Origin of the sequence: Providencia sp. PROV076 (assembly GCF_028483405.1) — a bacterium.
Classification (GTDB): domain Bacteria; phylum Pseudomonadota; class Gammaproteobacteria; order Enterobacterales; family Enterobacteriaceae; genus Providencia; species Providencia huaxiensis.
The window spans coordinates 118618-141414 of the sequence record NZ_JAMPRR010000016.1; the positions used below are offsets into that span (position 1 = coordinate 118618).

20 protein-coding genes are annotated in these 22797 nt (G+C 40.3%); 10 read left to right on the forward strand and 10 right to left on the reverse strand.

What is annotated here, in order from left to right:
- Positions 1-38: 38 nt before the first annotated feature.
- Both clpA and clpS read right to left on the reverse strand, forming a co-directional pair.
- Positions 39-2321, reverse strand: a complete 2283-nt coding sequence (gene clpA / locus PSF67_RS10610) for an ATP-dependent Clp protease ATP-binding subunit ClpA (protein WP_102138448.1) — start codon at positions 2319-2321, stop codon at positions 39-41.
- A 31-nt stretch (positions 2322-2352) separates the two neighbouring features.
- The gene (gene clpS, locus PSF67_RS10615; protein WP_102138447.1) at positions 2353-2673 is read right to left on the reverse strand and encodes an ATP-dependent Clp protease adapter ClpS; all 321 of its coding nucleotides are present in this window, start codon (positions 2671-2673) and stop codon (positions 2353-2355) included.
- A gap of 393 nt (positions 2674-3066) precedes the next feature.
- On the opposite strand from clpS, the gene cspD reads away from it, so the two are divergent.
- The gene (gene cspD, locus PSF67_RS10620) at positions 3067-3309 is read left to right on the forward strand and encodes a cold shock domain-containing protein CspD (RefSeq protein ID WP_102138446.1); all 243 of its coding nucleotides are present in this window, start codon (positions 3067-3069) and stop codon (positions 3307-3309) included.
- A gap of 82 nt (positions 3310-3391) precedes the next feature.
- Here the strand turns inward: cspD and PSF67_RS10625 are convergent, their stop codons facing one another.
- From PSF67_RS10625 to PSF67_RS10645, 5 genes are all read right to left on the reverse strand, one after another.
- Positions 3392-4330 (reverse strand): DUF1177 domain-containing protein, encoded by a 939-nt coding sequence (locus PSF67_RS10625; RefSeq protein WP_272676887.1) that lies wholly within the window; start codon positions 4328-4330, stop codon positions 3392-3394.
- 236 nt (positions 4331-4566) lie between these two features.
- Positions 4567-5325, reverse strand: a complete 759-nt coding sequence (locus tag PSF67_RS10630) for an IclR family transcriptional regulator (protein ID WP_102138444.1) — start codon at positions 5323-5325, stop codon at positions 4567-4569.
- Complete coding sequence (locus PSF67_RS10635) at positions 5322-6155, reverse strand: nitrilase-related carbon-nitrogen hydrolase (RefSeq protein ID WP_102138443.1); 834 nt, start codon at positions 6153-6155, stop codon at positions 5322-5324. Before PSF67_RS10635 ends, PSF67_RS10630 begins: the two co-directional genes overlap by 4 nt.
- 10 nt (positions 6156-6165) lie before the next feature.
- A complete protein-coding gene (locus tag PSF67_RS10640) occupies positions 6166-7512 on the reverse strand; it encodes a purine-cytosine permease family protein (RefSeq protein WP_102138442.1) in 1347 nt (448 codons plus the stop codon).
- Positions 7513-7946: 434 nt separating this feature from the next.
- Positions 7947-8642 (reverse strand): FadR/GntR family transcriptional regulator, encoded by a 696-nt coding sequence (locus PSF67_RS10645; RefSeq protein WP_166266506.1) that lies wholly within the window; start codon positions 8640-8642, stop codon positions 7947-7949.
- Positions 8643-8841: 199 nt separating this feature from the next.
- Here PSF67_RS10645 and PSF67_RS10650 point away from each other — a divergent pair, with 199 nt between their 5' ends.
- From PSF67_RS10650 to PSF67_RS10660, 3 genes are all read left to right on the forward strand, one after another.
- The gene (locus PSF67_RS10650) at positions 8842-9525 is read left to right on the forward strand and encodes an RraA family protein (protein WP_239979190.1); all 684 of its coding nucleotides are present in this window, start codon (positions 8842-8844) and stop codon (positions 9523-9525) included.
- 67 nt (positions 9526-9592) lie between these two features.
- Positions 9593-10855: an MFS transporter gene (locus PSF67_RS10655; RefSeq protein WP_166266502.1), complete on the forward strand. Its 1263-nt coding sequence runs from the start codon at positions 9593-9595 to the stop codon at positions 10853-10855.
- A gap of 29 nt (positions 10856-10884) precedes the next feature.
- On the forward strand, positions 10885-11949 hold the full coding sequence (locus tag PSF67_RS10660) for a mannonate dehydratase (protein ID WP_195698390.1): 1065 nt from the start codon (positions 10885-10887) through the stop codon (positions 11947-11949).
- Between the two features lie 63 nt (positions 11950-12012).
- Here PSF67_RS10660 and macB read toward each other — a convergent pair whose 3' ends face one another.
- The 3 genes from macB to PSF67_RS10675 form a co-directional block, all read right to left on the reverse strand.
- Entirely contained in the window at positions 12013-13956 is a 1944-nt protein-coding gene (gene macB, locus PSF67_RS10665; protein WP_272676888.1) for a macrolide ABC transporter ATP-binding protein/permease MacB, read from the reverse strand.
- Positions 13957-13958: 2 nt separating this feature from the next.
- Positions 13959-15065, reverse strand: a complete 1107-nt coding sequence (gene macA / locus PSF67_RS10670; RefSeq protein WP_166266496.1) for a macrolide transporter subunit MacA — start codon at positions 15063-15065, stop codon at positions 13959-13961.
- Positions 15066-15268: 203 nt separating this feature from the next.
- Positions 15269-16933, reverse strand: a complete 1665-nt coding sequence (locus tag PSF67_RS10675; RefSeq protein WP_272676889.1) for an ATP-dependent nuclease — start codon at positions 16931-16933, stop codon at positions 15269-15271.
- 405 nt (positions 16934-17338) lie between these two features.
- On the opposite strand from PSF67_RS10675, the gene PSF67_RS10680 reads away from it, so the two are divergent.
- From PSF67_RS10680 to artM, 6 genes are all read left to right on the forward strand, one after another.
- Positions 17339-18238: a lysine exporter LysO family protein gene (locus PSF67_RS10680; protein WP_210843624.1), complete on the forward strand. Its 900-nt coding sequence runs from the start codon at positions 17339-17341 to the stop codon at positions 18236-18238.
- Positions 18239-18289: 51 nt separating this feature from the next.
- Positions 18290-19771, forward strand: coding sequence for a DUF2867 domain-containing protein (locus tag PSF67_RS10685; RefSeq protein ID WP_272676890.1), 1482 nt, complete (start codon positions 18290-18292; stop codon positions 19769-19771).
- A gap of 98 nt (positions 19772-19869) precedes the next feature.
- A complete protein-coding gene (gene artP, locus PSF67_RS10690; protein WP_004256404.1) occupies positions 19870-20598 on the forward strand; it encodes an arginine ABC transporter ATP-binding protein ArtP in 729 nt (242 codons plus the stop codon).
- Positions 20599-20616: 18 nt separating this feature from the next.
- A complete protein-coding gene (gene artJ / locus PSF67_RS10695; protein ID WP_272676891.1) occupies positions 20617-21360 on the forward strand; it encodes an arginine ABC transporter substrate-binding protein in 744 nt (247 codons plus the stop codon).
- 12 nt (positions 21361-21372) lie between these two features.
- Positions 21373-22113: an arginine ABC transporter permease ArtQ gene (artQ, locus tag PSF67_RS10700; RefSeq protein ID WP_272676892.1), complete on the forward strand. Its 741-nt coding sequence runs from the start codon at positions 21373-21375 to the stop codon at positions 22111-22113.
- Complete coding sequence (gene artM, locus PSF67_RS10705) at positions 22110-22778, forward strand: arginine ABC transporter permease ArtM (protein WP_102138433.1); 669 nt, start codon at positions 22110-22112, stop codon at positions 22776-22778. Before artQ ends, artM begins: the two co-directional genes overlap by 4 nt.
- Positions 22779-22797 lie beyond the last annotated feature (19 nt).

Below are 22797 nucleotides of genomic sequence, written 5' to 3' on the forward strand. Positions count from 1 at the left end.
ACAACCACAGGTGCATTAATACACCTGTGGTCTATTCGTCAGAATACCGCATCCTCCGGAGAGGCCTTGTGCACGCTACTGAAGCTGTATGTCAGTGTGTTACTTTTTTCATCAAGCCCGATACTTACAGAGCCACCATTCGTTAATGAACCAAATAGCAGCTCGTTTGCTAATGGTTTTTTCAGGTTGTCCTGAATGGTGCGAGCCATAGGTCGGGCACCCATCGCTTTATCATAGCCTTTTTCACATAACCAACGGCGAGCCGCAGCGCTGACTTCAATTGAGACGCCCTTCTCATCAAGTTGAACTTGTAATTCCACTATAAATTTATCAACGACCTGCGTAATAATTTCTGGAGTTAATGAGTTAAACCAAATGATACCATCAAGGCGGTTGCGAAACTCTGGTGAGAACGCCTTTTTGATCTCAGACATCGCATCAGTGCTATTATCTTGCTCTGCAAAACCAATAGAACGACGCTGAGTTTCTTGTACCCCTGCGTTGGTTGTCATTACCACTACAACATTACGGAAATCAGCCTTACGACCGTTGTTATCCGTTAAAGTACCATGGTCCATGACCTGTAAGAGGATATTAAACACATCAGGATGGGCTTTTTCGATTTCATCTAGCAATACCACTGAGTGCGGATGTTTAATAACTGCATCCGTCAGTAAGCCACCTTGATCAAAGCCAACATAGCCAGGAGGAGCACCAATTAAACGGCTAACAGTATGGCGTTCCATATACTCAGACATATCAAAACGTAATAGTTTAATATCCAGTGCTTTAGCTAACTGGACCGTGACTTCCGTTTTACCCACCCCCGTCGGCCCAGCAAATAAGAAAGAGCCCACTGGTTTATTTTCTAGCCCTAAGCCTGCGCGATTCATTTTGATTGCTTCAGACAACGAATTTATCGCTTTATCTTGCCCAAAAACTAACATTTTCAAACGTGAATCAAGTGTCTTGAGTTTGTCTTTATCACTGGAGGAAACGGTTTTTTCAGGGATGCGGGCAATGCGTGCCACGACAGTTTCAATTTCAGGTACACCAATGGTTTTTTTACGTTTACTTGGTGCAACCAGTCGCGTTCGCGCCCCTGCTTCATCAATCACGTCGATGGCTTTATCTGGCAAATGCCTATCAGTGATATATTTAATAGATAAATCCACCGCGGCTTGAATTGCTTTTGCGGTATAACGAACATCATGATGCGCTTCATATTTAGGTTTTAACCCATTTATGATGCGAATTGTTTCTTCTGGAGTTGGCTCTACAATATCAATTTTCTGGAAGCGACGCGCCAAAGCTCTGTCTTTCTCAAAAATACTGCCAAATTCTTGGTATGTTGTAGAACCAATAACACGAATTCGGCCACTTGATAGCAACGGCTTAATTAAGTTAGCCGCGTCAACTTGCCCACCAGATGCTGCTCCTGCACCGATAATCGTGTGTATTTCATCAATAAATAAAATACTTTTTGGATCTTTTTCCAACATTTTCAGTAATGCTTTGAAGCGTTTCTCAAAGTCACCACGGTATTTGGTTCCTGCCAGTAATGAACCAATATCTAATGAATAAATTGTGCAACCTTTCATGACGTCAGGTACATCATCTTGCTCAATACGCCACGCTAGCCCTTCAGCAATAGCGGTTTTACCGACACCAGACTCGCCAACTAATAATGGGTTATTTTTACGACGGCGACACAATACTTGAATAGTACGCTCTAATTCGGCCTGACGCCCTACCAGTGGGTCGATATTCCCTTTCTTGGCCTGTTGGTTCAGGTTGCTCGTAAAGTTGTCCATATGGTCTTCTGAGACCGGCTGCTCTTCATTCTGCACGCTATTAGAAGAGATATCTTGTTCTGATGACGACTCTTCGCCTTTTATCGTGCCATGAGAAATATAATTAACCACATCTAAGCGGCTAACATCATGCTTACGTAATAAGTACGCAGCTTGGGACTCTTGCTCACTAAAAATCGCCACTAATACATTTGCACCACTGACTTCGTTGCGCCCAGATGATTGCACATGAAAAACAGCACGCTGTAATACACGCTGAAAACTCAACGTAGGCTGGGTGTCTCTGCTATCATTTTCGGGTAACAAAGGTGTAGTTTGCGCGATGAAGTGTTCAAGTTCTTGACGTAATGCAACAAGATCAACCTTACAAGCATCTAAAGCTTCGCGAGCAGAGATATTACTCAGTAACGCTAGCAATAGGTGCTCTACAGTCATAAACTCATGGCGACTGTCTTTCGCTTTCGTAAAAGCTACGTTTAAACTAAGCTCCAGTTCTTGATTGAGCATAAGCACCTCCCAAAATTGATATTAAGCCAAATTAGACTTTCTCTATAGTGCAAAGCAAAGGGTACTCATGTTCACGAGCAAAAGTATTGACTTGTGCCGCCTTAGTTTCAGCAACCTCTGCAGTAAAAATTCCACAAACTCCCTTTCCTTGAATATGGACATCTAACATTATCTGTGTAGCGCGTTCTTCATCAAAAGAAAAGTATTTTTGTAACACTTCGACAACAAAATCCATCGGAGTATAATCGTCATTATTTAATAGCACCTTATACATCGATGGTGGCTGTAAGGTTTGATCTATTTCATCTTTAAAAATGACGTCAGTTTTAAATGTGCCCAGAAAATCACTCATTACTTGCTTGCTCAGTGTTTAACTTCAATTTAAGCATAGTCTTTATTATCAACGATTTCTATCAATCATATTGATAACGTCATAAAACTATACCATTTAGTCACTATGATATTTTTTGTTTATATTGCATTAAATGACAGTGTAGCATGGGAATCATCTTTGCTTCCATGGTTAGCAATCTGTGAACCATATCAAATATTACAAAAAATGAGCGCGATTGATTAGCGAATTCTGAACACTTTCCACTAATTCCTGAGCCTCACCTCTTGACCTTAGAAGGCAATTTATTACAGTATATTTTGTAAACAAATAACACGGTATTTATACTTATTCGGTGTATGTTTTTTATACATAGCTCTAAACGCAAATATTGGTAAATTTGAAGGATGAAATATGGAGACAGGTATCGTTAAGTGGTTCAATAACGCAAAAGGCTTTGGCTTTATTTGCCCAGCTGATGGCGGAGAAGATATTTTTGCACATTATTCCTGTATCCAAATGGACGGTTACAGGACACTAAAAGCGGGCCAGAAAGTTCAGTTCAGTTTAACCATTGGGCCAAAAGGCAACCACGCTGAGCTTATCATCCCTATTGAAGCTGAAGACAATTCCGCTAATAACAGCGAATCGAGCTAAGCTTTTACTCAATAGAGCACAGTTAATTATTTCAATTACATTGATGAGGCTAATAATTAACTGTGGCTATTCTCTGAAATGACTAAGTATGATTACCCGCTGTTTGCAGATGACACATATCACCATACAGTTCAGTTAATAATGCATATTGTTCAACATCATAAAATGCACACTGATTCGCTGTAAACTCTTTCGCAACTTCTATCATAAATTTTACTGTAGCCGCAATATCAACCTCATGGCTAGCTCCTGTAGAGCAACCTGGCACCACAGTCTCTGAGCAAATAGCGACACCAACCACTGGAGCAGATGTTGATACCGCAGGTTGCAATATACTGTTGATATGATGTAGGCCATTGCCATATGGCGTGATGTCTTGAATTGATAGTGGGAATGTCACCGCTTTTTGGCCACTACTCCACTCCATCAAACGAATTAAATCCTCTGATACGGGTAAAATACAACCATTTTTTACTGTAGGAGACAGTGCATACCCTTTATGATTGAGTAAGCGATTTCCCTTTGTGGTATCTACGGACAAAATAGCATCCGCTTCTGGGATCGCCTCATGTTGATTCATCGTGGCATCTTCAAGGGGGGAGTCCATGAAATCAACAGGTGTATGTGGACGTGTTGGTGCATTTGGGCAAATATGGGTTGTGATCACGACATCGCCGAGTAATCGGTCGCCCTTCTCATGCATTTGTGCCAGTTTAAGCGCTGCTGCAAGTGCGGCAATTGCGCCATCTGCATCAGACACAACACCGATTCGAGAAGGCCTAGCACCTATTCCACCTAAACGCCCGATGATCCCCAGTGTTGGCGCATCTTTATGCTGTGATTTACCTTGTGTTCCAGGAATAAGAATGCGAACAAAATCGCTTTGTCCTTTGTGATCCTTAACCGTTTTAGACATAACTTCAATGTGTGAGAAATCTTGGAACAATGCAACAATGTCTTCACCTTTAACACTAGCGCAATCGATTAGCTCATATACGCAAAGAGTTTGTTTTAGACTCATTGTACTTCCTTTAATTTTTTTTATGGGAGTGAAGAGCTACTTTGAGGTTAACTCGCCTAAAATAACGAGTTAACCTCATTTCGCTCTAGATGAAACCTCACGTAATTGAGATCTCATTTTTCCTGATGAAGGCGTATTCACGCACTTAAAATACTAACAATATAAATATTTATAATTTACTACTTACTACTACTACCTACTTCTTACTACTGTTTACTTTTATGAACAAAATAAACTCATGACTTATTTATGCTTTTTTGTAACCAATACGGGTCACCCACCATACAACCAAGATAAGCAGCTTTATGGCAAAGACTCATGGATAACTGTGCCATAACCTCATCATTCATTTGTGTTGCAGGTAAACTTAAGCACAGGGCATATAACGTATTTTGCGCTGGGTCGAAAACTGTACTTGATATTGACGCGACGCCAGCAACAGATTCATCCATCGAAAATTCCCAGCCACGCTCAGCCACTATGTCCAAACGCTCAACTAATTTAGCCTGCTCTTGCTCTTCTTTTAGTTCGCGGCCGATGATTTTTGACCGCTCATTTAGCGGTAACCTTGCTAATAACGCACGTCCCGTTGAAGTCCCCAGTATGGGCAACCGCGTACCCGGCTGAGTGATCACTTGTAACATGCTATTGCCAAAGCGCGCATGAACGACACGAACCATATCATCATCAAGTGCTGATACATAACTGGTAAACCCGCTATCTTTCGCAAGTTCATCAAGTGCTTCAAGCATCATATCGATTAATGGATTCATCCCTCTAGCCCGATGCGCTAATTCCATAATCAACAAACCCGGTCGATATATCGGTGCATTGTTTTTCTTTTCAAGCAATCCGAGTTCAGCCATTTGCTTTAAAAGACGGGAGGCTGAACTTTTAGGCATACCTAACTCATTAACTAACGTTGTCACAGTCAGTTCGTTCCCTGAACGCAGGAACAGTTGGTAAACATCAACAACGCTAGATAAAATACTCATGACCCTGAACCTTGGGTTAATACACTATAACTTTGTGGCTTTCTGTCTCTTAGATAAGGCACATTTAAGCGTGTATGGGCTTGGTTTAAAAAATCAACCTCACCAATTAATAGCTCCTCACCTTCACAGCCCGCTTCACAAAGTACTTGGCCGCGAGGACCTAAAACCTTGCTACCACCAAATAAATGCAGATCTTCTTCATGGCCCCAACGGTTCACCGCAAGTAAGTGAGTTCCATTTTCTAATGCTCGACAGGCGCTGTTAATATCCCAGACATCTCGGTCTTGAACGCACCAAGCTGAAGGCGCTAATAATAATTCCGCGCCTTGTAATGTTAAAATTCGTGCGACTTCAGGAAACCCCATGTCATAACAAATCATGACACCGATTTTACCAATGGGGGTTTCAAACACCGGAAAACTATCACCTCGTCCAAACCACTGTTTCTCTATACCAAAGGCATGAACTTTACGAAAAACGCCACTAATACCATCACACCCCGGGTTCCAAACACCGACAGAGTTATAGATATCACCTAAATATTCACCGCGTTCAACAAAACCGCTAACAATAGTGATATTTAAACGAGTAGCAAGTTCGCTAAATAGCGTATAAGTTTCACTTCCGATGGAATCGCTTAAATCCCACAGCTTGGTAGTCAATAAGTCACCACGGTAACCCGTTGTCGCCAGTTCAGGGAAACAAATCAATTTTGCTCCTGAATCCGCGGCTTGTTGGCACAATTGTGCCATACGTTGTAAGTTATTAGTTTTATTGCCAAGTTCTGAATCAAACTGAGCCAGAGCAACTTTAACTTTTGTACCTGACATGGTTTAATCCTTAATCTAAATGAGACACTTTGCGAAAGTGTACCGTTTCAACACCTTTCGCTTTCGCCTGCCAGCGCATTCCGATCCAATAAGCGACAGCACCAGTAATTAAAGAGTTAAGCGCAGGAATGCCATAGTCAGCGTGCAGCGGACCTAATTCTGATGTCCCCCACCCAACCAGTACTGCGATCACCCATACCACAAGTGTTACTGGGTTATATGCTTCACAGCTGGGTGGTAATATGCCTTGTTCTCGAGTGATATCTAGCTCTTTGCGGTCACGCTTCAACAAATAATAGTCAACAACCATGATCCCTGCGACAGGCGGAATGGCTATTCCTAAGTAAATTAAGAAACCAATAAAGTTATCTAAGATCCCTAACATTGAAGCGATAGTCCCAAAAATACCAATCACCCACGTTAAATAACGGCGGTCAAAATGCTTATTAAATATGGCATTTAACAGTGTTGAAAAACCTAACGATGATGAATACAGATTGATATCATTCATTTTTATTGTTGAGAAGATAACAATCGATGCACCTAATAGGCCTGTCAGCGCCATCATTAAATCAAATACTTGGCTTGTACGTAATGACAGCGCCATCAGTACCGCTATCATATTGACCAGTAGCTCACCGAAAAATGTGCCGATGAGCGTCATCCAAAATACATCTTTAGGCCCTTTCATAAAGCGGCTGATATCAGGTGTTGTTACTGCTGCAATAATAAAACCACCAGCAACCATTGTGATGGCCGCAGGCATAGTCATTAATGGCCCGGCGGGTTCAGTGTCATTGATAAGCGTACCAATATCTTGACCTGATAATAAATTATATGTCGCCCAGCCTAACGCAAATAAAAATAGCGGTGTTGAGATATTGGCAGTAATAGATAAAAATCGATACCCATATACTGTTATAACCGTCACCGCAATACCTGTAATAAGTGACCAAGTCCCTGGTGTTAGCACATTAGTCGCTTTATACATACCATCCGCAAAGAAACCATTTTGCACGCCAAACCAGCCCATTAAGGAGATGGCAATCGCGCCACCAATAAGAGCTGAGCCTAACTTACCAAAACCCGCCCACCGAGACAGTAGGCTAATCGACATTCCTTCACGGCATGCAGCTGCTCCAAGCCCCCAGCTGACAACCTGTAAAATTACAGAGCCAAGCATTGTTGCCCAAAACGCCTGCCAAAAAGTTAACCCATAACCAAGAGCCGCACCTAACATCACTTGAGAAACACAAGCTAGCGCACCAATTCGTAGAATTAACACTTCATAGAACGGCCTACGAGCACTTTGGGGTACTCGAGCCAAAGAATAATCTTCACCTGCTTTATTCGCCATATCGCACCTGCTGTGTGGTTGTCTTTGCTTAGTTTTTTACTGGCTTTATTATAAGTTCCATTATATGGAACCGGGTTTCATTTATTCTACAGGGCAAATCATATCTATGATCGATACCAATTCGCAAGCAGAATTTATCTTTTCAGACAGTTTTTTATTATGAAATATTTTAAGAAACGAGGGAATATATAGATTAAAAAAAATATTATTAGAAAATTAAGGAGTTAAAAATAACGCATTTAATTAGCAGAATTTAATTGAGGAACTCAGTTCCAAAAAATGGGACTGAATTTAACCTAAATTTATTACGATACATGCATATACATTTATCGTTGTTCGCAAAACTGAGTAACACAAAAAATAGAGCGAAGGAATTTAGTTTATCCTTCGCCACTCAAACATCTCACTGAGAAAAATTATTATGGGTGGCTGTTCTAAAAACTGTCCATGGTTAATTTAAAGTGAGTATCCATTTTTAACCCAGTCTCCACAAAATCTTGCTTTTCAATTGATTCTAAAATATCAAAATGAATATCAATAATTTTTTTATGTTCATCTTGATTGTTTTGGTTCAATAAACCGGCTGAAATAGAGCCTCCTAATGCGCCTCTTAATGCTTTTAACATCAATGCATACAGAGGATTTTGCGACATTTCAGCTAATGTTAAGTGAAAATCAATATCACTCTCGATGAATAAATCCCAGTCATTAGAAATTAGAAGGGATTTCTGCATTTTATCTGCAATTTGTCTTAACTTGATATAATCATTTTTATTTCCATGCATAGCTGCCAATACTGCAGAATCAACTTCAATCGCACGTCGAAGGCCTAAAATTTGCTGGTAATTAACTTGTTGAGTCACAATAGCATGATTAAAAATAGTTTCTAATGGATTTGAGTTAAGCCTTTGTATTTTCGGTTTTTTACCGCTACTGATATCTAAAATACCTAATATAGAAAGACTCTGAAAAGCCTCGCGAACCACGCCCCTGCTAACCCCTAAACGTTCAATAATCTCTTTTTCACTCGGTATTTCATCACCTGGATTTAGATTTGATTGAGAAATTAAAGATAGAACATAGCTTCTAACTTGTTCTGAAAGTGTTTGTTTTTCAATTAAAGGATGCAATCTAACCCCCAAAATTAGCAATATCCATTTGATTTAAAATCAAAAAAATAATCTTCCTGTGATTGAAGCAATAATAAAACTAGAGTCATATCACAATTCCTATATTAACCCTCTTTTAATATTAAGGCTAGACTGCTAGCCTGTATGACAGGTTGACAGCCCAACAGGAAGATTAGGATCGTGAATATAGGAATATAAGATGAATAAAGATAATGATTTGTTTAATAAGATTAAGAAAGAATTACCCGTAGCTCTTTTAGGCGATATCCTAGATGAAATTGGATTACACCATCAGTTTTTGCCTCCTATCCTCAAACCGTTGACTGAGGATATGAAGATTGTAGGTCGAGCAATGCCTGTACTAGAAGCGGACTATATGTTGCCACCTGATGTTACATCTAATGGACCATTAGGAAATCAAGATTTCGGAATTATGTTTGAAGCATTAGATAATTTAAAAGAAGGTGAAGTTTATATCGCTTCAGGTTCCTCGCATAACTACGCCCTGTGGGGTGGATTAATGACGACAAGAGCTAAAAAACTTAACGCTGCGGGCGCTATTATTTACGGCTATTCGAGAGATAAAAGAGAAATACTAGAACTTGATTTCCCTGTATTTTCATTAGGTAGCTATGCACAGGATCAAAAAATAAGAGGGAAAGTATTAGACTATCGAGTTCCAATCAAAATTAATAATATTTTAATTGAACCAGGTGATTTAATTGTTGCTGATGAAGAAGGCGTATTAATTATTCCTAAAAGTGTAGAGTCTTACGTTATTGAGAATGCATTTGAAAAACAAAAAATGGAGAATAAAGTACAAAAAGAAATAGCAAATGGAATGGGTGCTGTAGAAGCATATAATAAATTTGGTGTCATGTGATAAACATAAAAATAGATATGTCTTATTAAATTAAATAATAAACATATCATTATATCAAAGGTGATTTATGTTTAAAAAAATAAGATGGAATTTAGTTTTATTCATTTCTCTTGGAGGGATGATAAACTATATGGATCGCTCTGCATTTGCTATCGCAGCCCCTGTATTTTCTAAAGATTTAAACTTAACACCAAGTGAAATGGGCATACTTTTCAGTAGTTTTTCTATTGGGTATGCTTTATTTAATTTCATTGGTGGATATGCATCAGATAAATATGGTCCTAAAAAAGTTTTTGCCGTAAGTATGGCTCTTTGGTCTATCTTTTGCGGCATGATCGGGGTAACAATTGGTTTTATTTCTATGCTTATTATCCGTACTTTATTTGGTGCAGCTGAAGGCCCCTTTGCAGCAACACTCAATAAAATGGTTAATAACTGGTTCCCTAAAAAAGAAGTTGCCACTGCTATAGGTGTAGCAACTGCAGGTAACCCGATAGGCGGCGCTATTGCAGGCCCTATAATGGGAATATTAATAATTACAACTGGTTGGCGAGTTGCATTCTTTATACTGGCTGCAATAGGTTTTATATGGCTACTTGGATGGTTAAAAATTGCTAAAGACAAGCCAGAACAACATAAGAAAATATCTAAAGAGGAATTAGAATATATTTTATCTGACGATAATAATGTAGAATCAAAAAATACAAGTACGATTTCGAAACCATTATCTTTTTATATAAAGAGCCCGACTATATTAGCAACAACGCTTGCATTCTTTAGTCTAAATTACATTTTGTTTTTCTTTCTATCATGGTTTCCAAGTTACTTATCTAACGTTCAAAATCTCAGTATAAAAGATATGAGTATAGTGAGTATTATACCTTGGCTATTAGGTGCTATTGGAATGGCTTTAGGTGGGATACTTTGTGACTTTGTTTTAAAGAAAACAAATAGACCATTATTCTCTAGAAAAATTGTATTGGTTAGTTGTCTAGGAATATCTGCAATCCTTGTCTTTCTTGTCGGTAATGTAACTAGTGTTGAAAGTGCTGTAGCACTCATGGCATTCGGAATATTCTTCTTATATTTATCTGCTACAACCTATTGGGCAATCCTACAAGATACCGTTGCAAAAAATAATATTGGTGCAGTTGGTGGATTTGTGCACGCAATGGCAAATATCGCCGGTATTTTAGGCCCAATAATTACAGGTTATATCATTGAATGGTCTGGAATGTATAGCATCGCATTTTTTGTGGCAGGAGGAATAGGTATTGTTGGCGCAATCAGTGTCGCATTATATGTAAAACCACTAAATCTCACTAACTAAGAAACTTTCAAATTAAAAGGTTAATAATTATGAAACTAGGATTTGGTTTATATCGACATATGCTTAATGATGAACATTATGCTTTTGCAAAACAATGTGGAGCAACTCATATCGTTGTTCATATGGTCGACTACTTTAACAGTAATGAACGATTTTCACGCAGTGACCAGCCAATCGGTGATAATGATGGCTGGGGAACAGCTATTGGAGACGTCTGGACTGTAGATGAGTTAGTAAAAATCCGTGATCAGATGCAAAAGTTTGGCTTAACATTTTATGCAATTGAAAATTTTGACCCTTGCCATTGGGATGATATTTTGTTCGACGGCCCTAAAAAATTAGAACAGCTTGAAGTCGTCAAAAACATTATTAGAAATGTAGGGAAAGCAGGCATTCCTGTCTTTGGATATAATTTCAGTTTGGCAGGAGTCGCAGGACGAGTTATCGAAAATAAAGCACGAGGAGGAGCTCAAACTGTTGGTTTATCTGGCATCAACGAAGACATTCTAGAGCCAATGCCAGATAATATGGCATGGAATATGAAAATCAATAACCATAGTGATGGTTACCGCCCTGAAACAACAACAGAGCAACTCTGGGAAAGGTTAACTTGGTTCTTAAACCATATTATCCCTGTCGCTGAAGAAGCAGGCGTTCGCCTAGCTGCTCACCCAGATGATCCTCCACTAGAGTTTGTCAGAGGCCAGCCAAGGCTCGTCAATCAACCCCACTTATATCAAAAATTATTAGATATAAAACCAAGCAAATCAAATGCGCTAGAGTTTTGTCTTGGAACCATCGCTGAAATGTCTGAGGGTAACGTTTACGAAGCCGTGCAACACTATGCAAGTCAAGATGCGATGGCATACGTCCATTTTAGGAACGTCAAAGGTAAAGTGCCACACTATCATGAAACCTTCATTGATGAAGGCGATATTGATATGTTGAAGGTATTAACAATATTAAAAGAAAATAATTATACCGGTGTATTAATCCCTGACCATACGCCACAAATGTCATGTGGTGCCCCATGGCACGCAGGTATGGCCTATGCGATGGGATATATGCAAGCATTACTTAAAGTACTGAAATAATATATAAATAATACTCCATGCACTATTTTGATAAATGTGCATGGAGTACTTTATATGTACAATTTATTCCCTCGCCAACGCATCAATTGGGTTCAAGCGAGCCGCATTTCGAGCAGGTAAAAAACCAAAAATAATACCAATGGCCGTTGAACAAACAAAGGCACTGACTAACGCCACAGGATCAAAAGAAAATGTCCAGCCCGGTAACGCCATTTGAGCCAATAAGCTAATCCCGTACGATAGTCCAATCCCCATTAGCCCTCCCATCAAACATACCAGCACGGCTTCGATGAGAAATTGCTGCATCACATCGCTAGTTCTAGCACCTACTGCCATTCGAATACCAATTTCTCGCGTTCTTTCAGTAACGGAAACTAACATAATATTCATCACACCAATTCCTCCGACCACTAATGAAATAACGGCCACTAGTGTGAGAAATAACTGCATTGTTTGGGTTGTTTTCTCTGCCGTTTTAATAAAGGTATCGAGGTTATAGGTGAAAATATCTTGTTTACCGTGGCGTAATGTCAGTAAACGGATCAGTTGCTGCTCCGCAGTTTTAGCGTCATAACCGTCTTTAACCCGTACAGTAATACTGTCGTAATAGGGTCGATTAAGCACTTTACTATTTACCGTGGTATCTGGTAACCAAATGGATAATGACTTATTAGAGCCAAAAGCAGATTTTTTCTCTTCAAGCACACCGATAACCGTTGCAGGCATATTACCAATGAGCAAAGTTTCGCCAATAATATGTTCTTGTTTAGGGAAAAACCGGCGTTTGGTATTGGCATCAATCACCACCACTTGGGCTCGCCTGTCCGCCATATCTTGAGTAAACCCCATTCCTTCTGAAAACTTCGAAGCATAAACATTAAAATACTCACGCCCAACACCTAAAAGTTGAGCTGATGCATCTAAATTGCCTTTTCTTAACCGAGTTGAGCTATTCAATTCCCCAGAGACAGCGTGGACATAAGGCTGCTTAGCAATCGCGTCAATGTCCGAAGATTTCAATGATTGCCTATTTTCCGCATCGTCACTACCGAAATCTTTCCCTGGATAGATAGAAATGGTATTGGTTCCGATCGATTTAATATCATTAAGGACCATACCTTGCGCCGCATCACCGATCACCATTATTGATACCACCGACGCAATACCAATGATAATCCCAAGCATCGTCAGTAATGTGCGCATTTTATTGACAACCATGGCACGCCAAGCCATTAACAAAGCTTCGCTAAACCGACCATACATTTGGTTTAATGTAAGTTTTCTTGCCGGGGCTTTTGGTAATGAATTTGTTCGTGTCGTGGCTTTGCTACCCGAGTCATTCAAGATCTCGCCATCTTTAATTTCTACGATACGTTCCGCTTGCTGAGCTATTTCAGGGTCATGCGTGACAATAATTACGGTATGTCCTTGGGCACAAAGGTCTTTTAAAATATTCATGACCTCTTCTCCCGAATGGCTATCCAGTGCTCCTGTTGGCTCATCTGCTAGAATTATCTGCCCACCATTCATTAGAGCCCGGGCAATACTCACGCGCTGTTGTTGCCCACCAGACAACTGGCTTGGGCGGTAATCAACCCGCTCTCCGAGCCCTAAACGCTGCAATAGTTGAGCAGCTCGCTCGCGACGGTGGTTTTTACCGGCCCCTGCATATACCGCAGGCACCTCAACATTTTGTTCCGCACTTAAATGGTTTAATAAATGGTAACGTTGAAAAATAAAACCAAAATGTTCACGGCGCAGTTCTGCCAATTGGTCGTTATCTAACGTTGCGACGCTTTGGCCATCAATACAATAATTCCCTTCTGTTGGTTTATCTAAGCACCCAATAATATTCATGAGTGTAGATTTCCCTGACCCCGAAGCGCCAATAATCGCCACCATCTCACCTGCATTAATTTGCAGTGAAACGTTTTTTAAGACCGTAACTTGGTTTTCACCTTCCCCATAGCGGCGAGTGATCCCTTGAAGAACAATTAACGCAGACATAGTTAGTATTCCGTCTCGCTGTGCCCAATGACCACTTTGTCACCTTCATTTAGGCCCTTGATAATTTCCACATACACATCGTTTCGGCCACCAATTTCAACTTGTTTTTTCTCGACTTTATTGCCTTGAAGGATATCCACTTCATAGGTTTGTGGTGAGATCTCATTGCCTAATGCAGATAGCGGTAGTAACAGCACATTTTTACGTGACTCTAATTCAATAGTGACCTGAGCCGTCATTTGTAATTTCAATAAATGTTGCGGGTTGGGTACCTCAAAACGCGCATAATAAAAAATGGCATCATTGATTTTTTCAGGTGTCGGTAAAATATCTTTTAATTGCCCCGCAAATTTTTTATCTGGAGCCCCTAAAACAGTAAAAGAGGCATCTTGACCCGGTTGTAAATAAATCACATCGGCTTCAGAAACTTCGGCTTTGACTAGCATCGTGTCCAAATCCGCAAGCGTTAAAATCGTTGGTGCTTCCTGAGCCGCAATAACCGTCTGCCCCTGTAATGTTTTAATAAAGGTGACGATGCCATCCATTGGAGCCGTAATTTGCGTATATTTTAGATTTGTTTTTGCCGAATCAAGGGTGGCTTGGTTACGCTTAATTTGAGCTTGATAAGTGGCGACTTGCGCTTTTTTTACTTCCACATCTGTTCTAGCTTTATCAAGTTCTTGTTGAGAAACTGCTTGCTGTTTCGCTAGGCTTAAATGACGTTGATAAGTCACTTGAGCAAGGCGAAGCTCCGCTTGAGCTAATGATAAATTGGCTTCGAGTTCACGTGTTGTTGCTTCTGACTCAATAACATCATTTTGGGCTTTTTTGGGGTCAATAACCGCTAATAAGTCGCCTTTTTTAACATAATCGCCCTCTTTAACATACAGTGTTTGTAACTGCCCACTCACCTGAGCCCCAACATCGACTTTACGTACAGCATCGAGTTTTCCCGTTGCCAGTACTTGTTTATCTAAATCGCCTCGTATGACATCTACGGTTTGGAAAACCGCTTCTTTTTCACGATTTAAAAGAAACCCTGCGGTGACTAGGGCTAACATAATGATTACCAAGTAAATCGGCCACTTTTTTTTAGGCTTTGCCTTCATGTTTTCTTGCTTCCTATGAACAAAAAGAGGGCGTTGCCCTCTAAAATTGCTGACAACTTGTTAAAGGAGGTGGATCCCCAATTTATTGCCAGCTAAAAAACAATCATCAAATTATATATCACTTAAGTTATCAATTGATTCAACATGAGATAGCCATTCTTCAATACTCAATCAACAACGAGTAAAATTTATCAATATCTCTATTAGTTTGCTTTACCTCTTGCCAACCATGCCACACGAGAAAACATAATTTTCAATTGCAGCGGGATACTATCTGGCCCTAATTCTGCGGCTCTATTAACAGTGGCTAGCGCTAAATCCGGTTTCGATGTACGAGAAATTGCCTTAATAATCACCCGCCTAGTTGAAACCTTTGCATTATCTGGAATATCAGCAATTTCATGATAAAGGCTTCTAAACCCTTCTCGATATAGGAAATGTTCCATATCTGGTGCTGGCAGCATCGTTAGCCTATCCCTATTTGAGGAATCAATTTTGTTAGCATAATGCGTCGCAGTTGCCGCATATTTACGCCCAGCCTCATCACCATCAGTTAAAACATGCCATTCAATTCCCATTTTATTGGCAAACTTTAGCAGTGGTTTCAAACCACTTTGCGCAAATGCAATAACTTTTATTCCTTCTGTTTCAAAGTAATAGTTACACTGGCGCGAGAATTCATTCATCAGCCAAATTTCAGTTTCCCCTTCAACTAATAACCAACAGCGAGCGAACAAGGCTGACGGACGATTAAAGCGAATATGGAAAGAAATTTTACGTAACTCTTCAGCACTTAAATCATTTTCATTCAAACGATAAGCTGAAACTTTATTGGTATTGCGAACCAGACGGCACAAGTCTTCCAGAGGTGCTAATGAAAGCAGCTCTCCTGAGTTCGTTGTGGTAATCCGCTGCAGAGAAAATAAACTAAATAAGCCCCATGCGATGGAGAGCATAATCGGATGCAAACGCGTTTCTGGATCTTCAACAATAATCAATGGCCGAGCATGCTTATCTAAGTGAATATTACCTTTTGATTGTAATAACGAAGAAAACATTCCTAGAATAATTAATCGAATATTGCGTTGGTTTGGTTTAGCAATTAAGCGACTAATATTATCAAGCGCTTTCCAGCCGCGCTTACGTGGCTCTATTTTAACAATTGAATTATCTGAACGAATAATATGGGAACTTTGCCCTGAAAAGTAATGGCTAAGCAATTGTTGCATCGCATCAATTCCATCACCAAGGTCTTCATCACTTAAGCGTTCAGGGTTGTTGACCAATGCACTGGTTAGTTCCTTAATACGGGCATTAAATAAGTCACGTACCTCTTTTTGCCCTGAAACAATCGTTTCCGGGTTAAGCGAGTGTAAGAATCGAGCATCTCGTAGGCGAATAACCGGATATAACCGAATAATTTCTTTGATATATTTACCTACATTATCCAAAGAAAGCTTATTGCCGCCTGCGTTTAAAAAGTTTTTATCGACGGCGATTGTGCCATCATCTTTAAGCTCTGCACTAACACGATAGAAAATATGTTTAAGCCCATCTCCGTTATCGACCCAAACAGAGCTAAGATTATGAAAACGATATGATTGATGACGCCCTTTTCGACGCTCACCAAATTTTAGAACGATCTGTAATGAGCGGTAACGCGATTCATCATTCCCTGCTGGGTGGTGAAAATCATGAAGACTGAATTGGTAATTTGTATGTTCAGGGGAAAGAAGAAGATCAAGTGCGTCAAGTAAACTCGATTTCCCCCAGGAATTCTCACCGACTAAAACCGTACTATTATTTAGTTCTAAAGAAAGCCGGTTAATCCCTCTAAATCCGTATATTTCCACACGTTCCAGGTACATATTACTCTCTCCTTGAAGTATTTATATTCCCCCTTCAATTTCATCAGTTACCATTACGTACTGAATGATTATGCCAAGTGAAAATATAAAAGAATAATAACCAAAGCTTACCGATTAACCACATTCATTACTATCACAATATATGCTAAATAAAAATTATTCATAACAAAACAGAGAACTATATTGAGCATCCAATGGCAGTGTTATAAAATAGGAAAACTTTCATTTTTAGTGTTTTTGACCTATTTTTCATTGAGACGCCAATAAAAAAATTTTATCACAAAAAATTCTTTTCTTACTCGGCGCTATATCAGGTTTATGCTTCGATAACCTAAATAAAAAAGATAAGCATAACTCTTTGTTTATAGTTACCTAGTCTATGGGTTAACCTTTAAGGATCCGGCCATGTATTCAGGACTTTTGATTATACTGCTACCATTAACACTTGGTTACCTTATTACTATTAGAAATAAACAAATTCTCCATCGAGTACACCAATCACTTAACTCGATGGTATATGTTATTTTATTTCTAATGGGAATAACTCTCGCACTGCTTGAAAACTTAAGTATTCACTTAATTTCTATTTTAATTTATGCCATTACCTTTTTTGGCTGTATATTTTCATTAAATGTTATCTCTTTGTTATTACTTGATAAATTGGACCCTTGGAAAATCCCACAACACAAACAAGAAAAGCCGCCATCTAGGGTCAAAATGGTTTTAGAGTCTCTGCAACTTTGTGGGGTGTTACTGTTGGGTTTTGTCGTCGGGTTAACGGGTTTTAATTTCTTACACTATGCCGATAAAGGCAGTCAGGTTGCATTAATGCTGCTGTTGCTACTTGTTGGCATTCAATTACGCAATAGTGGAATGAGTATTAAACAGATCTTAATCAATCGACGTGGAACAACCATTGCATTTGTCATGGGGGTCAGTGCGCTCGCGGGCGGTGCGTTAGCCGCGTTATTACTCGGTCTTCCAGTTAAAATGGGGTTAGCAGTCGCCTCAGGCTTTGGCTGGTACTCATTAACAGGAATTGTCATCACCGATGCTTATGGCCCAGTCATGGGGAGCGCCGCTTTTTTCAATGACTTAGCAAGGGAACTTGCTGCAATCATGCTCATTCCAATTATTATTAATCGTTACCGTTCAACCGCTCTTGGCATTTGTGGTTCAACGTCAATGGATTTTACACTGCCTGTTTTACAACGCAGCGGTGGGGTTTCAATTGTCCCTGCGGCCATTGTTCATGGCTTCGTACTTAGTCTTATTACGCCAATTCTCATGGCCTTCTTTACATAGGTAAAATTTCAGTCACAATAGCCGTTAATTTGCGTGAAACAGGAAATTAACATGACAGATAAACAACGTGTTTTAGTGTTGGGCGCTAGTGGTTATATTGGTCAAAATCTGATCCCTAAACTTATTGAACAAGGATATGACGTAACAGCAGGCGCACGCCGTGTTGATTGGATGTTATCCCAAGGCTGGCAAGATACCCAATGCATTTATGTGGATCTCCATGCCCCTGAAACATTAAAAGATGTCATGCAAGACATTGATATTGTTTATTTCCTCGTTCATAGCATGGCCGACCAAGCCAATTTGGTCGAGCGTGAACGCACCGCCGCTCGTAACGTGCAACAAGTCCTTGAAGGTTCAAGCGTTAAACATGTTATTTATCTTAGTGCATTACAGCATGGGCATACCTATTCACCACATTTAATTGCACGACGTTTAACTGGCGATATTTTACGTGAAAGCCAAATCCCAGTTACCGAAATCCGCTCATCTATTATCGTTGGATCTGGTTCTGCCGCATTCGAAATTATGCGCGATATGGTCTACAACTTAGCCATTTTAACCCCGCCACGTTGGGTTCGTTCTAAATCATCACCCATCGCCCTGTCGAATATTTTATATTATTTAACGCAATTGGCGAAAATACCAACAACCGAGAACCGAATTTTCGATGCGGGCGGCCCTGAGTTTATTAGCTATCAAGAGCTATTTAAGCGCTTTATTAAGGTCAGTGGTAAACGTCGTTTACTTATTCCTATCCCGATCCCGATTAGTATGATCTCGGTGCATTTCATCAGCTTGATCACCTCCGTACCCCCATCAATTGCTAAGGAGCTAATCCAAGGCTTGCAGCACGACCTCCCGGCAGATGATAAAGCGTTACGAGAGCTGATCCCACAAACCTTAATCTCTTTTGATGATGCCGTTAGAACGACTTTAGCAGAAGAAGCCGATGCCGTTGATAACGCAGATTGGGGGTATGACCCAGAAGTCAGAAAACGCTGGCGCCCCGGTTATGGCTATTACCCAAAACAAGCGGGAGCAACCCTTGGAACAACAGCCAGTTCAGAATCGCTCTGGTATACGGTGCAACAAATCGGTGGAAAAAACGGCTATTTCTATGCCAATGGTCTGTGGAAAACCCGTGCCATCATGGATGACATGATGCTGAATAAAGTGAAGTACGGCCGCCCCGACCGTGAAGAGCTCCAACTCGGTGATGAAATTGATGGCTGGCGCGTGATTAATCTTGAACCAAATAAACAACTTAGCTTGTTATTTGGTATGAAAGCCCCAGGGCTTGGCCGCTTAACTTTTACTATTCATGATAGCGGGAACCGCCGTTCAATCGATGTTCGGGCATGGTGGCATCCAGCTGGCTTTTGCGGCCTACTCTATTGGTTTGCCATGATGCCTGCCCATTTATTTATTTTTAAAGGCATGGCAAAACGCATCAGTGAACTGGCTTTTGAACGAGATAAACAACTCGCTAAAGAACAGCAAGCAGAGCAACTGACCGTTAAATCAGACTAATTTTAGCGTAAAAACCAAATTTTTATGCAGAAATTATTGCATAAATATGCTCATAGGATTAATATCGCAGGTAGTGAAAAAAGATATTATTGGTACACATGAGCATTCAATTAAAAAACATCAACTGTTTCTATGGTTCCCATCAGGCACTCTTTGATATCAATCTAGAGTGTTCTGCTGGTGAGACTATGGTATTACTCGGGCCAAGCGGAGCAGGTAAAAGCTCGTTGTTACGTGTCCTCAATTTATTAGAAATGCCACGTTCAGGCCACTTAAACATTGTGGGTCAGCAATTTGACTTTTCTTCCGCTCCAGATGCGAAAGCGATCCGTGAGCTGCGTCAAAATGTGGGGATGGTATTTCAACAATATAATCTATGGCCTCATTTGAGTGTCATGGACAACTTAATTGAAGCACCTTGTCGCGTATTAAAATTGTCAAAACAAGAAGCGCAAGCAAAAGCCTCTAAACTATTAGAACGCTTACGGTTGTCGCAATTTGCTGACCGCTACCCATTACACTTATCAGGTGGGCAGCAACAGCGTGTTGCGATTGCAAGAGCGCTAATGATGGAACCAAAAGTTTTATTATTTGATGAACCAACCGCTGCACTTGACCCAGAAATCACCGCTCAAGTTGTTGATATCATACGTGAACTATCTGCAACTGGGATTACACAAGTCATCGTTACTCACGAAGTGGAAATTGCGCGAAAAACCGCTAGCCGTGTCGTGTATATGGAAAACGGCCATATAGTAGAACAAGGGGATGCAAGCCATTTCACTGCACCTCAAACAGAAGCATTTGCAAATTATCTGTCACACTAATAGATATAGGATTAAGCAATGAAAAAAATTATATTAGCTGCACTGCTGGGCGCTGTAACCCTATCTGCAACTGCTGCGGAAAAAGAAACTATTCGTTTTGCAACAGAAGCGACTTACGCGCCTTTTGAAATGTTCGATAAGAATAACCAAATCGTTGGCTTTGACGTTGATTTAGCCAATGCAATGTGTGAAAAAATGAATGCAACCTGTACATTTACTCACCAATCTTTCGACAGCTTAATTCCTAGCTTAAAATTCCGTCGCTTTGAAGCATTAATGGCAGGTATCGATATTACCCCTGAGCGCCAACAGCAAGTAGATTTCACTGAGACTTACTACCCTAACTCAGCGGAATTTATTGCCGTTAAAGAAAAAATCAGCTCAATAAACCAATTAAAAGATAAAAAAATTGGCGTACAAAACGGAACCACTCACCAAAAATACATCATGGAACAACATAAAGGGATGACAACCGTTCCTTATGATAACTACCAATCTGCTATTTTAGACTTACAAAATGGCCGTATCGATGCCGTTTTCGGTGATACCGCAGTCGCTGACGAGTGGTTAAAAGGGAAAGGTAATGAAAACTTAGGTGCAGTTGGCGAGAAAGTCACTGATCCACAATACTTCGGTATTGGTTTAGGTATTGCCGTTCGTAAGGGAAATAAAGAGCTGCTGGATAAAATGAATAAAGCCTTAGCAGAAGTTAAAGCAGACGGCACTTATGATGCTATCCACAAAAAATGGTTTCAACAGTAATCGATATAATTAATGAGCAACTTTCTATTTTTAACAAGTGCCGCCGGTATCACCGTCGGCCTTGCTGTTTCTGCGCTGATTTTGGGTTTGGTTCTGGCCATGCTGTTTACTGCATGGGAGTCTGTCCGCTTTAAACCAATTGCCTTTTTAGGGATCTGCTGGGTCACTTTGATCCGCGGTTTACCTGAATTGTTAGTGGTTTTATTTGTCTACTTCGGTACATTGCAATTCATCAATCTACTCGGTGATGGTTTTGAACTGAACCTCGGTTTTTGGCAAACCACCATCCAAATCGACCCAAGTATTTTCTTTGCTAATAGCGGCGAATTTGACTATACCCCATTTGTTTGTGGCGTTATTGCGCTAGCCTTATTATATGCATCCTATGCATCTCAAACGCTTAGGGGCGCATTGAAAGCCGTCCCTTATGGTCAGTGGGAAGCAGGTTTTGCATTAGGTTTAACAAAGCGCACGATCTTCTTTCGGTTTATCATGCCACAGATGTGGCGCCATGCCCTTCCAGGGCTAGGTAACCAATGGCTGGTATTATTGAAAGACACCGCATTAGTTTCACTCATCAGCGTCAATGATTTGATGTTACAAACTAAAACCATCGTTAACCGTACTCAGGAACCGTTTACTTGGTATGCCATTGTCGGTTTGATTTACCTTGCAATTACGTTAGTCAGCCAGCTAGTCCTAAAGCGTATTGAGCTACGTACCACCCGCTTTGAGCGAGGTGAATCGAAATGATAGATTTAATATTAAAAATATTACCGGGACTTCCAACCAGTTTGTCTCTGACGTTTAGCGCACTCATTGTGGCTTTTCTGTTAGCCATATTATTCACCCTAATTTTGTCGCTAAAAACGCCAGTGATCTCTCAAGCAGTGAAGGTCTACATTACACTGTTTACTGGTACGCCGTTATTGGTACAATTTTTCTTAATTTATAACGGCCCAAGCCAATTTAAATCTTTGCAAGATTATCCTATGCTGTGGGAGGTTATTTCCACACCCTGGGTCTGTGCAATGGTAGCCTTAGCTTTAAATAGTGCAGCTTATTCCACTTTATTATTCCACGGCGCAGTTAAAGCCATTCCCTCAGGTCAATGGCAGTCTTGCCAAGCCCTTGGGATGAGTAAAATGCAAACCATGCGAATTATTTTGCCTTATGCCTTCAAACGCTCGTTATCGTCCTATTCCAACGAAGTGGTATTAATTTTCAAAAGTACCTCACTGGCCAGTACCATTACCATGCTAGATGTCATGGGATACAGCCAGCTTATCTTTGGTCAAACATGGGATGTCATGGCATTTGTTGCTGCGGGTATTATTTATTTAGTGGTCAATGCAATCTTAACTATTTTAATGCGTTTAATTGAACGCAAAGCATTGGAATTTGAGCACAGAGGCTAACTTTATCTCAACTTAGATG

What these genes read in the sequence shown, in the direction of transcription:
- PSF67_RS10655 (WP_166266502.1), top strand. Translation starts at nt 9,593, where the DNA reads ATGTTTAAAAAAATAAGATGGAATTTAGTTTTATTCATTTCTCTTGGA.
- clpS (WP_102138447.1), bottom strand. Translation starts at nt 2,673, where the DNA reads ATGAGTGATTTTCTGGGCACATTTAAAACTGACGTCATTTTTAAAGAT.
- artQ (WP_272676892.1), top strand. Translation starts at nt 21,373, where the DNA reads ATGAGCAACTTTCTATTTTTAACAAGTGCCGCCGGTATCACCGTCGGC.
- cspD (WP_102138446.1), top strand. Translation starts at nt 3,067, where the DNA reads ATGGAGACAGGTATCGTTAAGTGGTTCAATAACGCAAAAGGCTTTGGC.
- PSF67_RS10640 (WP_102138442.1), bottom strand. Translation starts at nt 7,512, where the DNA reads ATGGCGAATAAAGCAGGTGAAGATTATTCTTTGGCTCGAGTACCCCAA.
- artM (WP_102138433.1), top strand. Translation starts at nt 22,110, where the DNA reads ATGATAGATTTAATATTAAAAATATTACCGGGACTTCCAACCAGTTTG.
- PSF67_RS10630 (WP_102138444.1), bottom strand. Translation starts at nt 5,325, where the DNA reads ATGAGTATTTTATCTAGCGTTGTTGATGTTTACCAACTGTTCCTGCGT.
- PSF67_RS10680 (WP_210843624.1), top strand. Translation starts at nt 17,339, where the DNA reads ATGTATTCAGGACTTTTGATTATACTGCTACCATTAACACTTGGTTAC.
- PSF67_RS10635 (WP_102138443.1), bottom strand. Translation starts at nt 6,155, where the DNA reads ATGTCAGGTACAAAAGTTAAAGTTGCTCTGGCTCAGTTTGATTCAGAA.
- PSF67_RS10660 (WP_195698390.1), top strand. Translation starts at nt 10,885, where the DNA reads ATGAAACTAGGATTTGGTTTATATCGACATATGCTTAATGATGAACAT.
- artJ (WP_272676891.1), top strand. Translation starts at nt 20,617, where the DNA reads ATGAAAAAAATTATATTAGCTGCACTGCTGGGCGCTGTAACCCTATCT.
- PSF67_RS10650 (WP_239979190.1), top strand. Translation starts at nt 8,842, where the DNA reads ATGAATAAAGATAATGATTTGTTTAATAAGATTAAGAAAGAATTACCC.
- macA (WP_166266496.1), bottom strand. Translation starts at nt 15,065, where the DNA reads ATGAAGGCAAAGCCTAAAAAAAAGTGGCCGATTTACTTGGTAATCATT.
- macB (WP_272676888.1), bottom strand. Translation starts at nt 13,956, where the DNA reads ATGTCTGCGTTAATTGTTCTTCAAGGGATCACTCGCCGCTATGGGGAA.
- PSF67_RS10675 (WP_272676889.1), bottom strand. Translation starts at nt 16,933, where the DNA reads ATGTACCTGGAACGTGTGGAAATATACGGATTTAGAGGGATTAACCGG.
- PSF67_RS10625 (WP_272676887.1), bottom strand. Translation starts at nt 4,330, where the DNA reads ATGAGTCTAAAACAAACTCTTTGCGTATATGAGCTAATCGATTGCGCT.
- PSF67_RS10685 (WP_272676890.1), top strand. Translation starts at nt 18,290, where the DNA reads ATGACAGATAAACAACGTGTTTTAGTGTTGGGCGCTAGTGGTTATATT.
- clpA (WP_102138448.1), bottom strand. Translation starts at nt 2,321, where the DNA reads ATGCTCAATCAAGAACTGGAGCTTAGTTTAAACGTAGCTTTTACGAAA.
- artP (WP_004256404.1), top strand. Translation starts at nt 19,870, where the DNA reads ATGAGCATTCAATTAAAAAACATCAACTGTTTCTATGGTTCCCATCAG.